At 65.3% G+C, this 12,624-nt stretch carries 12 protein-coding genes; 4 read left to right on the top strand and 8 right to left on the bottom strand.

What is annotated here, in order from left to right; genetic code table 11:
• Window positions 1-64 precede the first annotated feature (64 nt).
• A complete protein-coding gene (locus AC5P6H_RS07600) occupies window positions 65-388 on the top strand; it encodes an ArsR/SmtB family transcription factor (RefSeq protein ID WP_049406519.1) in 324 nt (107 codons plus the stop codon).
• 3 nt (window positions 389-391) lie between these two features.
• On the opposite strand, the gene AC5P6H_RS07605 is transcribed toward AC5P6H_RS07600, so the two are convergent.
• From AC5P6H_RS07605 to AC5P6H_RS07625, 5 genes are all read right to left on the bottom strand, one after another.
• Window positions 392-820: a BLUF domain-containing protein gene (locus AC5P6H_RS07605; protein WP_075076807.1), complete on the bottom strand. Its 429-nt coding sequence runs from the start codon at window positions 818-820 to the stop codon at window positions 392-394.
• 83 nt (window positions 821-903) lie between these two features.
• The gene (locus tag AC5P6H_RS07610; protein ID WP_032957670.1) at window positions 904-2,037 is read right to left on the bottom strand and encodes a hybrid sensor histidine kinase/response regulator; all 1,134 of its coding nucleotides are present in this window, start codon (window positions 2,035-2,037) and stop codon (window positions 904-906) included.
• Window positions 2,034-2,609, bottom strand: a complete 576-nt coding sequence (locus tag AC5P6H_RS07615) for a chemotaxis protein CheB (protein ID WP_046430340.1) — start codon at window positions 2,607-2,609, stop codon at window positions 2,034-2,036. Before AC5P6H_RS07615 ends, AC5P6H_RS07610 begins: the two co-directional genes overlap by 4 nt.
• On the bottom strand, window positions 2,609-3,433 hold the full coding sequence (locus AC5P6H_RS07620; RefSeq protein WP_049440811.1) for a CheR family methyltransferase: 825 nt from the start codon (window positions 3,431-3,433) through the stop codon (window positions 2,609-2,611). The genes AC5P6H_RS07615 and AC5P6H_RS07620 overlap by 1 nt, the downstream gene beginning before the upstream one ends.
• A complete protein-coding gene (locus AC5P6H_RS07625) occupies window positions 3,430-6,543 on the bottom strand; it encodes a response regulator (protein ID WP_227864033.1) in 3,114 nt (1,037 codons plus the stop codon). Before AC5P6H_RS07625 ends, AC5P6H_RS07620 begins: the two co-directional genes overlap by 4 nt.
• Window positions 6,544-6,694: 151 nt before the next feature.
• Here AC5P6H_RS07625 and AC5P6H_RS07630 point away from each other — a divergent pair, with 151 nt between their 5' ends.
• Window positions 6,695-7,858 (top strand): two-component system sensor histidine kinase NtrB, encoded by a 1,164-nt coding sequence (locus AC5P6H_RS07630; protein ID WP_401730139.1) that lies wholly within the window; start codon window positions 6,695-6,697, stop codon window positions 7,856-7,858.
• Complete coding sequence (locus AC5P6H_RS07635; RefSeq protein WP_014646927.1) at window positions 7,848-8,207, top strand: response regulator; 360 nt, start codon at window positions 7,848-7,850, stop codon at window positions 8,205-8,207. The genes AC5P6H_RS07630 and AC5P6H_RS07635 overlap by 11 nt, the downstream gene beginning before the upstream one ends.
• An 85-nt stretch (window positions 8,208-8,292) precedes the next feature.
• Here the strand turns inward: AC5P6H_RS07635 and AC5P6H_RS07640 are convergent, their stop codons facing one another.
• A complete protein-coding gene (locus AC5P6H_RS07640; RefSeq protein WP_197605195.1) occupies window positions 8,293-9,186 on the bottom strand; it encodes a helix-turn-helix domain-containing protein in 894 nt (297 codons plus the stop codon).
• 146 nt (window positions 9,187-9,332) lie between these two features.
• Here AC5P6H_RS07640 and AC5P6H_RS07645 point away from each other — a divergent pair, with 146 nt between their 5' ends.
• A complete protein-coding gene (locus AC5P6H_RS07645) occupies window positions 9,333-9,893 on the top strand; it encodes a GNAT family N-acetyltransferase (RefSeq protein ID WP_495202448.1) in 561 nt (186 codons plus the stop codon).
• A 7-nt stretch (window positions 9,894-9,900) separates the two neighbouring features.
• On the opposite strand, the gene AC5P6H_RS07650 is transcribed toward AC5P6H_RS07645, so the two are convergent.
• Window positions 9,901-10,365, bottom strand: a complete 465-nt coding sequence (locus AC5P6H_RS07650) for a GNAT family N-acetyltransferase (protein WP_197561178.1) — start codon at window positions 10,363-10,365, stop codon at window positions 9,901-9,903.
• Between the two features lie 630 nt (window positions 10,366-10,995).
• On the bottom strand, window positions 10,996-11,874 hold the full coding sequence (locus AC5P6H_RS07655; RefSeq protein WP_495202449.1) for a hypothetical protein: 879 nt from the start codon (window positions 11,872-11,874) through the stop codon (window positions 10,996-10,998).
• Window positions 11,875-12,624 lie beyond the last annotated feature (750 nt).

Here is a 12,624-nt window from a genome sequence, read left to right on the forward strand (position 1 = left end):
TCATGGGATTGCCCTTTTATTTAGATTTATCTAAATTAGACACGTCTAAACAAAAAGGTCAACCATGCCCAGCACCCCGCTCGACAGTGCCGCGATGGCCAAGCACGCCGCGCAGGCCGCTGCCCTGCTCAAGCGCCTGGCCCATCCTGCCCGCTTGCGCGTGCTGTGCCGCCTGGTCGAAGGCGAAGCGCCGGTACCGGAGCTGCAGGCGCTGACCGGATTGAGTGCGTCCGCGCTGTCGCAGCACCTGGCTGTGCTGCGCGATATGGACATCGTGGCGACCCGGCGCGAAGCACAGGCCATCCACTACCGCATGCAGGAAGGGCCCGCATTGGGCGTGCTGCAGGCGCTGCATGCCGCCTATTGCGGCGGCGGCGCCTCGGGCTGACGCTCAGCCGGCGTGCAGTGCTGGCTGCACAACGCTGTCGAGCAGGTCCACCGGCGTCGGCGCGGAGCGATCACCCTGCAGCGTACGGGTAAAGCCCGACCAGTCACTGGATGACAGCTGGCGCAACAGCGCCTCCTCCACCGGCAGCGCGCGCATCGACCAGTACGGAAACTGGCGCTGGCCCAGGCGGCCGCGCGCCAGTTCAATGATGTCGATATGGCTGCCGGCCTGCAGGATGCGTTCGTAGACCGAACCGATGCCATCCGGCGGCCCTTCGATGTACTGCAGGAAACGCCCGCCGTCGTGCAGCAGCACGCCGGTCACGCCGGCCATCTTGTTGAAGCGGGCCGCATCGTCGACCAGCGCCTGCAGCCGTCGAGCGGAGAGATCCGGCAGCGCCCGGCTGACATAGGCGATCGCACGCAGTGGCATGGTGCTTCCTTGGCAATATCTGCCGCCACGGTAGCAGTTGCGGACGAGCCCGTCTCAGATCCACGCGTCGCTTGCTGAAGGATTCAGCTGGCCGCCGTTGCCGGGCTTTCAGAGCGCCGTGGCAGCGTCGCCTCGAACACCACCTGCCCCGCCTCGTTGCGCGCGCCGATGTGGCCGCCGTGCGCGCGGACGAACTGATCAACGATGTACAGGCCCAGCCCCAGGCCATTGCTGGGGTGGAAACTGGCCTTGAACGGCTCGAACAATCGCGGCAGCAGCGCGTCGTCGATCCGCCCGGCGTTGCTTACCCGCAGCAGCACGCTGCGCGGATCGCGGCCGTCCACCTCCACCCTCGCCTCGCTGCCATGGGTAAGCGCGTTGCCGACCAGGTTCGCGGCGACCTGGCCAAGCCGATCCAGATCACCCTGCAGGCGGGTATCGCCCTGCATGTCGAGATGCACCCGTGCGTGGCCGTGGGCGCTGCCCGCTTCGGCCACCACGGCACGCGTCACTTCCGCAAGATCGCAGGCACTTGCCTGCAGGCGCAGGCCGCCGCTGCGGATCCGCGAAAAGTCCAGCAGCTGCTCGACCATCCGCGCCATGCGCAGGGTGCTGGCTTCCAGGTGCTTCAGGGTCTGCTGCGCACCGGCATTGTCCTCTGGAAGCTCCAGCGCCAGCTTGTCGGCACACAGCAGGATCGCCGACAGCGGCGTGCGCAGGTCATGGGTGAGCACGGCCGCCATCGTCTCGTTGAGCTTGAGCGAACGTTCCAGCGCCTCGTTGCGCGCCTTCAGCAGCTGGCGCTGCTGGTAGAGCTCGATGAAGACGTTGACCTTGCTCAGGATCACCTGCGGTGCGACCGGCTTGTGCAGGAAATCGACCGCACCGGTTTCGTAGCCCTTGAAGGCACGCACCGGGTCATCCGGCGAGGCGGTCAGGAAGATGATCGGCACATCGCGGCTGCGGTGCGAACCGCGCATCAGCTCGGCCAGGGTGAAGCCATCGATCTCCGGCATGTGCACATCCAGCAATGCCAGCGCCACCTCGTGCTCCAGCAGCAGCTCCAGCGCCTGCGCACCCGAGCCCGCAAGCAGCAGGTTCACGCCCTCGCGCTGCAGCAGCGCCTGCATGGCTACCAGGTTCTGCGGCACGTCATCGACGATCAGCAGGTTGACCGGGGTCTGCGACTGCGCAGGGTCCGGTGGCAACAGGTTCATGCAAACAACTCCTTCAGGCGACGGCACATCAGTTCAAGGGGCAGCACGGCATCGGCGCCAGCGTGCTGCAGGGCGGAGGCCGGCATCATCGATGCCTCGGCCTCCTCGGGACATTGCAGCCAGGCGCGGCCACCAGCGGCGCGCACGGCGGCCACGCCTTCGCTGCCATCACTGCTGGCACCGGTCAGCAGCAAGGCCAGCACCTGCGCGCCGAACACCGCGGCCGCCGACTCGAACAGCGGATCGATGGCCGGGCGAGAAAACAGCACCGGGGCGTCCACCGACAGCGCCAGCGAACCGGCGTCTTCCACCAGCAGGTGATAGTCCGGTGGCGCAAAGGTCACCGTGCCAGGCTGCAGCGGCTGCTTGTCTTCGGCCTCGCGCACCGGCAGCGCGCAGTACGGCGCCAGCACTTCGGCGATGCGGCTGCTGCGATCGCGTGGCAGGTGCAGCACTGCCAGCACCGGCGCCGGCAGTGCCGCAGGCAGCGCGCCAAGCACCGTCTGCAGCGCTGCGACCCCACCCGCAGAGGCCCCGATCACCAGCACGGCCGGTCGTATCGGCAGGCTCATCAGGCGACTTTCCGGTACAGGCGATGCTCGCGCGAGCAGACCTCGAACACACCCTGGTGGCGCCCGAACTGCAGCGACTCCTTGCTGCCCAGGCCAAGGAAGCCGCGATGCACCAGCGCATCACGGAACAGGCCCACCGCGCGATCCTGCAGGTCGCGGTTGAAATAGATCAGCACGTTGCGGCACGACACCAGGTGCACTTCGGAGAACACGGTGTCGGTGGCCAGGCTGTGGTCGGCGAACACCACGTTGCGGCGCAGCTGGCGGTTGAACACCGCGCCATCGTAGGCCGTGGCGTAGTAGTCGGAGAGCGAAGCGGTGCCGCCGGCCGCCAGGTAGTTGCGGCTGAACTGGGCCATGCGGTCGATGCCATAGGCGCCGGCTTCGGCGGTGGCCAGCGCTGCCGGATTGATGTCGGTGGCGTAAACGATGCTGCGCTCGAGCAGGTCTTCCTCGTGCAGCAGGATCGCCAGTGACCACACTTCCTCGCCCGTACTGCAGCCAGCCACCCACAGCTTCACCGAGGGATAGGTGCGCAGCACCGGCACCACCTGCTCGCGCAGCTCACGGAAATAGGCTGGGTCACGGAACATCTCCGACACCTGCACGGTGAAGAACTGCATCGCCTGCGCGAACAGGTCCGGCTCGTGCAGCAGGCGGTGCTGCAGGTCGGCCAGCCGCTCGCACTCGTAGCGCTGCATGGCCTGGCGGATGCGCCGCCGCAGCGACGATACCGCGTAGCTGCGGAAGTCGTAGTGGTAGCGCTGGTACAGCGCTTCCAGCAGCACCTTCAGTTCCAGGTCGAACAGCGCCTGCTCGTTCATTGCCGCGAGCACCAGACACGGCACAGCGAGACCAGCTTGTCGACATCGATGGGCTTGGCGATGTAATCGTTGGCACCGGCCTGCAGGCATCGCTCACGGTCGTCCGGCATGGCCTTGGCGGTCAGCGCGATGATCGGCAGGTCCTGCAGGTGGCGCTGCGCGCGGATCTCGCGCATCGCGGCCAGCCCATCCTTCTCCGGCATCATGATGTCCATCAGCACCAGATCGACCTCGCGCTCGGCCAGGCGATCCACCGCTTCCTGGCCATTGCGCGCGATCTCCAGCGTGACGCCGAGCGGTTCGAGCACGCTGGACAGCGCGAAGATGTTACGGACATCGTCTTCGGCCAGCAGCACGGTACGGCCATCGAGCACGGTGTCGCGCCGGCGCGCTTCGCGCAGCAGGCGCTGCTGGTCGGTCGGCAGGCTGGCCTCGACGCTGTGCAGGAACAGGGTCACTTCATCCAGCAGGCGTTCCGGCGAACGCGCACCCTTGATGATGATGCTCTTGGAATATCGGCGCAGGCGCTGCTCTTCCTCGCGGCTGAGCGCGCGGCCGGTATAGACGATCACCGGCGGGAAACCGACCTCATCGTTCCCGGCCATGTGTTCAAGCAGGTCGTAGCCGCTGCCGTCGGGCAGCGACAGGTCCATCACCATGCAGTCGAACGTGACCGTGCTGAGCTGTTCCAGTGCGCCGGCCAGGGTGCCCACCGCGACGATCTGCAGCTGGTCGCGGCCCAGCAGCAGTTCCAGGTTGCTGCGCAGCTCGCTGTCGTCCTCGACGATCAGCAGGCGCCGCACGTCGCGCTGGCTGGTCTGTTCCAGCTGCTCGATGGCCGTCACCAGCCGCTCGCGCGTGGTCGGCTTGATCGCGAAGCCGATCGCGCCCAGCTCGCGCGCCACCTGGCTGCGGTCCGTTGCCGAGACCACATGCACCGGGATGTGGCGGGTTTCGGGGTTGCGCTTCAGGCGCTCCAGCACGCTCAGGCCCGACACGTCCGGCAGGCCGATATCAAGCAGGATGCCGTTCGGACGCAGCTCACTGGCAAGTGTCAGCGCTTCTTCCGCCGTACCCGCCACCACGCAGTCGAAGTCCAGTTCATGGGCCAGGGCCACCAGTGCTTCGGCGAACGTGGCATCGTCCTCGACCGCCAGGATCAGGCGCCCGGCGCGCTGGCGGCGGCCGCGGTCGTCGGCCACGCCGGCCGACGCAATGGCCGGTGCCGCCGCAGTGGCAGCGCGCACCGGCGCGGGCGGCAGCACGGCCGGTGTCCGTGCCGGCGCCGGCACTGCCACGGGGGCCTCGGCAGCCTCGGCTGCGCTCGCCGCGGGGGCGCCTTGCAATGGCAGCTCCAGGATGAAGCAGCTCCCGCGCCCGGGCTCGCTGTCGACCTGGATCTGGCCGCCCATGCGCTCGGCCAGATCGCGCGAGATCGACAGGCCCAGGCCGGTACCGCCGTAGCGACGGCGGGTGCTGCCGTCGGCCTGGCGGAAGGCTTCAAAGATGACGTCCAGCTGCTCGCGGGCGATGCCGATGCCGGTGTCGCACACCTCGAACCGGATGCGGCCGTTGCCGGCCGCACGCACGTGCAGGCTGACCTTTCCGTGCTCGGTGAACTTCACCGCGTTGGCCAGCAGGTTCTTCAGGATCTGCTGCAGCCGCTGGCTGTCGACCACCAGCTGGCTCGGTGCCAGCGCATCGGCTTCGATCTGCAGGGCCAGGCCCTTCTGCCGCGCCATCGGCTCGAAGGTCTCGCGCAGGCGCTGCAGCGCGCTGTCGACCACCACCACTTCATCGGACAGTTCGACATGGCCGGCCTCGATGCGCGACAGGTCGAGGATGTCGTTGATCAGTGCCAACAGATCGTTGTTGGACGAGAGGATCGCACGGGCGTACTTCACCTGTTCCTCGGTGAGCGTGCCGTCCTTGTTGTCGGCCAGCAGCTTGGCCAGGATCAGCGAGCTGTTCAGCGGCGTGCGCAGTTCGTGCGACATGTTGGCCAGGAACTCGGACTTGTAGCGCGATGTCGCGGCCAGTTCGTTGCTGTTGCGCACCAGCTGGCTCTGCGCGACCAGCAGCGCCTGCTTCTGCGCCTCCAGCTCGTGGGTGCGCTCTTCCAGCTGCACGTTGCTCTGTTCCAGCTCGGCCTGCTGTTCTTCCAGGTGGCTCTGCGACTGCAGCAGGCTGCGGCTCTGCTCTTCCAGTTCCTCGTTGGCCACGCGCAGCTCTTCCTGCTGGGCCTGCAGCTCCTCGCCCTGGCGCTGCGACTCTTCCAGCAGCACCACCAGTTGCGCACGCAACAGCGATGCGCGCAGCGCCATGCCGATGGTCTCGGCACAGCGCTCCAGCAGCTCGCGATCCAGATCACGCTGTTCACCGACCCGGGCGCGGCCCAGTTCGATGATGCCGACCACGGCACCGTCGCTGCTGAGCGGCGCCAGGATGCGCTCGCGCACCGGCAGCCGGCCCAGGCTGGTCTGCAGTTCAAGCACGGCGGCATCGTCGCCATGCAGGTGGCGGATCCGTTCATCACGAGCGACCTGCCCGGCCAGCCCTTCGTGCAGGGCCAGCGAGGCCGGCGCGCCCGAAGGCAGCGCCATGCCACCGGTCAGCTGCAGCCGTCCGCCTTCCAGCCGATAGACCGCACCGACCTCCGCGTCCAGCTGCCCGGCCAGGCTCGTCGCAGCCGCCTCGGCGATCTGCTCCGGCCCCAGGTCACCGCGCAGGCTCGACGCAACCGCGTTCTCGGCCTCCTGCAGCCAGAGCGCGCGCATGGCCTGGCGGCGGGCCTGGATGGCGCGCGAGACGATCAGCGCGATCATCAGGAAGGCGCAGCCACCGATGGTGCGGTTGACGAACGAGAACGACGAGTTGTTGCTGGCGGGCGCCACGTTGAAGCCGATCACCAGCAGGACACAGGCGATCATCGCGACCACGAACGGCGCGCGCGCACTGCGCTGGAACACCGTGACGCCCACGGCCAGGAAATAGGCCAGCCAGACCGCGTATCCCAGCGGCACCACCAGTTCCAGCGCGATGGTCGCCGCCAGCAATACGGCAGAGGTCATCCAGATCCAGCGGTCACGCGTAGTCGCACCAGGACGCATGCAGGTCGGTTCCAGAAGGCAAAGGGTGGAAGATGGTACTCCGTGTCGCATTCAGCCGCACAGGACAAATGGCACGTGTCAGGTGTGCACGCATCCTTCACACTTGAATGCCTAGCTTCACGTCCCTCACAGGGGTAACACTTATCTACACGTGGACGCAGCTGCCTCTACGACGTCCGTGCTGACGGACCCTTCCCGACAACTGCGATTGCTGATCGACAGCGTGCGCGACCATGCGCTGTACCTGCTTGATCCTGAAGGCATCGTCTGCAGCTGGAACCCGGGCGCCGAGCGTATCAAGGGCTATTCAGCCGATGAAGTGGTGGGTACGCACTTCGGTCGCTTCTACCTGGCCACCGAGCGCGAGGCCGGCGAACCGCAGCGCCTGCTCCGCCTCGCGGCGCAGCAGGGCCATGTTGCCAGCGAGGGCTGGCGGGTACGCCGCGACGGCTCCTCGTTCCGCGCCAGCGTGGTCATCGAGCCGGTCGTTGAAGCGGGCGAACTGCTTGGCTTCGTCAAGATCACCCGCGACATCACCGAGCAATGGCAGGCGCAGCGGCTGCTGCGCGATGCCCAGCGTGCGCTGCGCAACACCCAGCAGTTCGAGACGGTCGGCCGGCTCAGCCGCGGCCTGTCGCACGAGTTCAACAACCTGCTGACCACCATCGGCAACGCACTGGACCTGCTGTCGCTACGCGTCCGCGGTGACGATGCACGCGCCGCTGAGCTGCTGGACGCTGCGCAGGCGGCCACCGACCGCGGCGCCCTGCTGACCCGCCAGCTGCTGGCCTTCAGCACGGGCCAGACCCTGATCCGCGAACCGCTGGACATCAACACGCTGGTACAGCAATGGCTGCCGGGCCTGCAGCGCGCCTGCCCACCCACGGTGACGCTGGACGCCTGCCTCACGCCGGGCCTGCCGCAGGTGTGCACCGACGCGATGCAGCTGCAGGCTGCCCTGGCCAACCTGGTGGCAAATGCCGTGGAGGCCACCATCGATGGCGGGCGCATCCTGATCGGCACCGCGCTGGAACATCGGCTCGACCCGGATGCGGACACTACGCTGCAACGCGGCTATGTCACCCTCAGCGTCTGTGACGAAGGCCATGGCATGGCGGCCGACATCGCCGAGCGCGCCAGCGAGCCCTTCTTCACCACCAAGGACATCGGCAAGGGCAGCGGACTGGGCCTGAGCCAGGTGTTCGGATTCACTACCCAGAGCGGCGGCTTCGTCGATGTGTCCACCACGCCCGGTGTCGGCACGACGGTAAGCCTGCTGTTACCCGCATCAGAGGAAGCAACCCATGACCGATGAACCCATCCGCGTACTGATGGTGGAGGACCAGAACGATCTGCGCGAGATGATCGGCCTGGCCCTGCGCGATTTCGGCATCGAGGTCGCCACCACCGCCGATGGCCACGAGGCGGCGGAGCTGCTCAAGGGCGAGGCGCGTTTTGACGTGGTGTTCAGCGATGTCAGCATGCCCAACGGCATGTCCGGCATCGAACTCAGCGAGCACGTCGCCCGCGAACAGCCGCAGGCACGCATGATCCTGTCCTCCGGCTATGCGCGCTCGCAGCTGCCGCCGCTGCCAGAGCAGGTGGAGTTCCTGCCCAAGCCCTATCGCCTGCGCCAGCTGGTCGAGCTGTTGAAGCAGGATTGACCTTTCGCCAGGCCTGGCGAAGCCGATCTACGGGTGCCGGGGCCCTACCGCCGCGACTGCGTGGTCGAACGCATGCTCGGCGGGGTTACCGAGGATCTGCTGTCCGAAGTGCCGGCACCGCTGTTCGTATCCCACTAGGGCCGCCCTGCCCCGCACGGCGGTAGCCGGTCAGCGACTGCCCGGTGTGCCGCCGGAAGTAGCGGCACAGGTAGGACGCATCCTCGAAGCACAATCGCTCGGCGATGCGCCCGATCGGCAGCTCGCTGTAGCTCAGCAGCGCCTTGATCTCCAGCACCACCTGGCGGTCGATCAACGCCTTGGGTGTTTCACCGAAGCACTCGCGGGTCAGCTGTGAAAGATAGAACGGCGTGATGCACAACGCATCGGCATAAGACTGCACGTCGCGCTGGCGGGTACTGCGCTGGCCGACCAGTTCCCAGAAATTCCAGGCCAGGCGCTCGCGCCGGCTGACCGACGCTGCGGCCCCCTTCTGTGCCGGCAACAGCGTGGCGAATTTCAGGAAAAAGGTCTGCAGTAGATTGCGCAGCATCACGTGCCGATAGCGGCCCCCAGTATGTTGCGCGTCCATCAGCTGCTGCAGCCAGCCCTGCAGGAGCGGCACCTCCAGCGGCGACGGCACGCAATGGGGATGCTCATGCAGGAACTTGAACAGCGCGTTGGGCAGTACGTAGGCCACCTCCGACGCCAGCGCCTTCGGCATCAGGCAGACCACCGCCAGGAAGCCACGCGATCGCTTCCGCAGCAGCGCCAGCGTGTCCTCGGCCAGCACCAGCACGTCGTGCCGCTGCACCGCCACCTCACGGAAGTTCAGTGCGAAGCGCGCACGCCCGGACACGCACACCAGTACCGCCAGATACGCGTGCCCGAACGACAGCGGAACCCCCTGCCCCTCGGCCAGCGTACTGACCTCCAGGCGCATCGATTCGTCCTGATCCAGAAGCTGGGGTATGCGGTCCATTGGCCGATCCGGCTGCATTCCGCGGCACAGCATACCGGGCAACGCCGGGGAGTTGTGAAAAGTACCGAAACCATCAAGGTCCCGCCCTGTGCCCTCCGCCCGACGCGGCCTAGCCTGTGCGCTCTCTCCCTGCCCCTGGAACGGCCATGCCGCTGCATACCGAACGCTTGATCCTGCGCCCCTGGCGCGACACCGACGCCGCCGACCTGTACGAATACGCCCGCGACCTGCGCGTCGGGCCCATCGCCGGATGGCCAGCCCACACCAGCGTCGAGGAAAGTACCGAGATCATCCGCACCGTGTTCAACCGGCCGGAGGTCTATGCGCTGCAGAGCCGCGAAGATGGCCGCGCCATCGGCTGTGTCGGCATCCTGATCGGTGCCGACAGCAACTTCGAGATCGGCGAACGCGAAGGCGAGATCGCCTACTGGATCGGCGTACCGTACTGGGGGCGCGGCCTGGTGCCCGAAGCAGTGCGCGAAGTGATGCGGCACGCCTTCCTCGGCCTGCGCCTGGACGCACTGTGGTGCGGCTACTTCGCCGACAACCTGCAGTCCCTGAGCGTACAGAGCAAATGCGGTTTCCAGCATCACCATACCGAAGTGAACAAGTTCAACAGCTTCCTCGGCGACTACCGCACCGAACACATCAGCCGCATCAACCGCGATCAATGGCAGGCGCAACAGGCTTCCGCGCTGCGCGCGTGATCACCACTCAGCCGGCACGGTGCTGCATGAACAGCAGTTCCGGTGTCGAAGCGTCTTCCATCGGCTGAAAGCCCAGGTCGCGATACAGGGTCACCGCCGCGACGTTGTCACGATAGACACGCAGGGTCAGCCGCTCCGCCCCGGCCGACTGCAACGCCTGCGCCATCAGCGCCTGCATCAGTACACGTCCCAGTCCACGCCCGCGTGCCCGCGGCGAAACGATGATGCGGCCCAGGTGCAGCGTGCCGGAGGTCGTTGGCCAGTACTGGCCGAAACCAAGGCAGTGGCCATGCGCATCCAACAGCACCCAACCCGGGCGCTGCTGCAGTTGCAGTGCCTGCGCGAATGCGTCCGGCACGAGCGGATACGCCACGCCGGGACCGGCCCAGCGCCGGGTTGCGCTGGCCGAATCCAGCCACGCGCCGATGGCGGCGAAGTGCGGAGGCTGCACGGGGCGAAGGTACTCACTCATGGCGTGCCCGCAAGGAAGGATGGCCGCCATGGTGCGCGATCCCGGTGGCCGAATCACGTTGCACGGCAGCGCTTGAATTTTGTCCCAGGGTAATAAGCAATGCCGATCGTCCACCGCCGCCACACCTGACAACCCCTCTTTTCCTTCTGCCCTCGGGATCCGGCATGATCCACGGCCTCAGCGCCTTGCCTCTTACGCCGGTGACCGAATAGGGCATCGACCTGCACGCCTTCGCTGGGATGGTCGAGCGACTCGCAGCCGCTGGCGTGGACTCGATGGGCGTGCTCGACTCAACTCCTTCGCACGGCGCCGCTCAAGCACCACGGTCGTGCTGCATCCTAGCGTGCGGCAGCGAGGTTGATCTGTGTCATTCGATACGAATCACGCTTTAGAGGCATCGACTTCGAGATGCTACCATCCAAGCGTCACTTCACAGGGATATAAAGCATGGGTGGTTTCAGCATCTGGCATTGGATCATCCTACTGGCGGTTATCCTGATCCCAGTAGCGATTATTGCGATAGTCCTTGCGCTCAGTCGCCGCAAGAAATAAGAAGCCAATTGAGAGTTCAAACAAAATGGGGCCGCTAAAGCGGCCCCATTTGCCTATAGCAAGTCGCCCAACACGCCATCAGCGGATCATATATTCGACGTTGCAAACCTTAGCGACCCCGGCGCCACTACAGGTAATTGCCTTGACACTACCCGTCGACGACGGGCCAGATGCCGACATCGTTGCACCGAGACCTTGAAGATGGGTGACCATCCTTGCAAGATTCTCTCCGCCGTAGTCAGTCCAGGTACCATTCACCTGCTGAATATCGGTCGGAATCAACTGCCCTGCGGCGGTACGCTCACTACCGACTTCGGACTGTCCATTCTGATGCTCGAGGTTGACGACGACAACAACCGAGGAACCGTCCTTAAACACGACCTTCATTATGATCCTCGCTTGATCGCGCAGGCCTGTGTAGTTCGTAACGTGCTGCAGTAGGTCGGCCATTGCCGTGAAAACGTCGGTTCCGACCACCTTGGAAATGACATCCGTGCTACCCGTCGCAGTTTCGACCATTGCACGGAGGTTGTAGTCCGATACGTACTCGTAAGCCGTCATAGCACTTGCGCTCGGATTGAGGCCGAGCGTCGCGATTGGCACGATGAACGTGGGACGAAGTGTGCCACCACCAACGACTTGTACGCGATGAGCTCGGTTCACCTCTTCAACGGCACCCGCCGGTGGATTCTCCCGCACAACCAGAGGTCCTGCGGCTCTCGGCTCAATGCCACCACCGCCGCCACCGGAGCTTGTACCAACGTAGTACTGCTGAATCTGGTTGTCAGTAACATTAAAAATCAGGTGAGTCCCGGGCCCTTGACGAACGGCCTCAGCGCGATAGTCACCATCAATTCGACAGGTGTCGCATCGGACAGCGGCAGCATTCACGTCTGCGACAAGAGCGCCTAAGCCAACAAATCCAAGCATCCCAGCAAGAGCGTATTTCAAAAGCATTGTCCATCTCCATGTTAGACCGATCGGCGATCGAGGCTTCTTTCCCTCGAAAGCCAAGTCGATGCTATCCCAATCGCTTGGTAAGAAAAAAGGTCGGCAATTCCATCGCGATCGCGATAACCACAGCCAATGCCAGGTACTGAGATCACCTGTGCTGCGGCGCCGCCCGGATGGCCCGCGTTCTGCGAGATGCGGCAGCGCTCGGCAGAGAAAGCACGAACACCGCTGCCCGCCGACGACACGCACCGAGCAACCGCCCGGCCGGCGCAGTCGGCGAGATTTCCACAAGCCGGCAACCACTTCAGCGTCCAGGACTAGCAGCATGTTCTCCAATGGCTTCGGCTGCCATATCCGAGTAGTTTCTTGCGATCTCATTTGCACGCTTCGGTTGTCGTCGCCGTAGTAGCGGTGTCTGCGACCATCTTTCTTGGCATCGTCAGAAAGCAGTTGCTTTGGCCTATTGCAACGTGGAACTTAAGGAGTTGCAGCTGCGGACGATGGTGATATATGGGTTTATGGGGCTGGGAGCGGATTTCTGCGAAGACGCTTTCGTCGGAAGCATCAGTTCACGCGAGCTTCTCAGTAAGAACGCGAAGAATCTCAAGACTGATCGACTTCGGTCTCTTCCGGGTAGGTTGCACGCTCTGCCCGAGGTGGAAGGCGTGGACCTGGCTTGCTTGCTTGGAGACTGTGGGGAAGGAAGTTCGCAGGCTGCAGGCCGCGCTCCGCCGTGGCGTGCAGTGGAAGGAA

Source organism: Stenotrophomonas sp. YJH_SMC_110 (genome assembly GCF_059369255.1).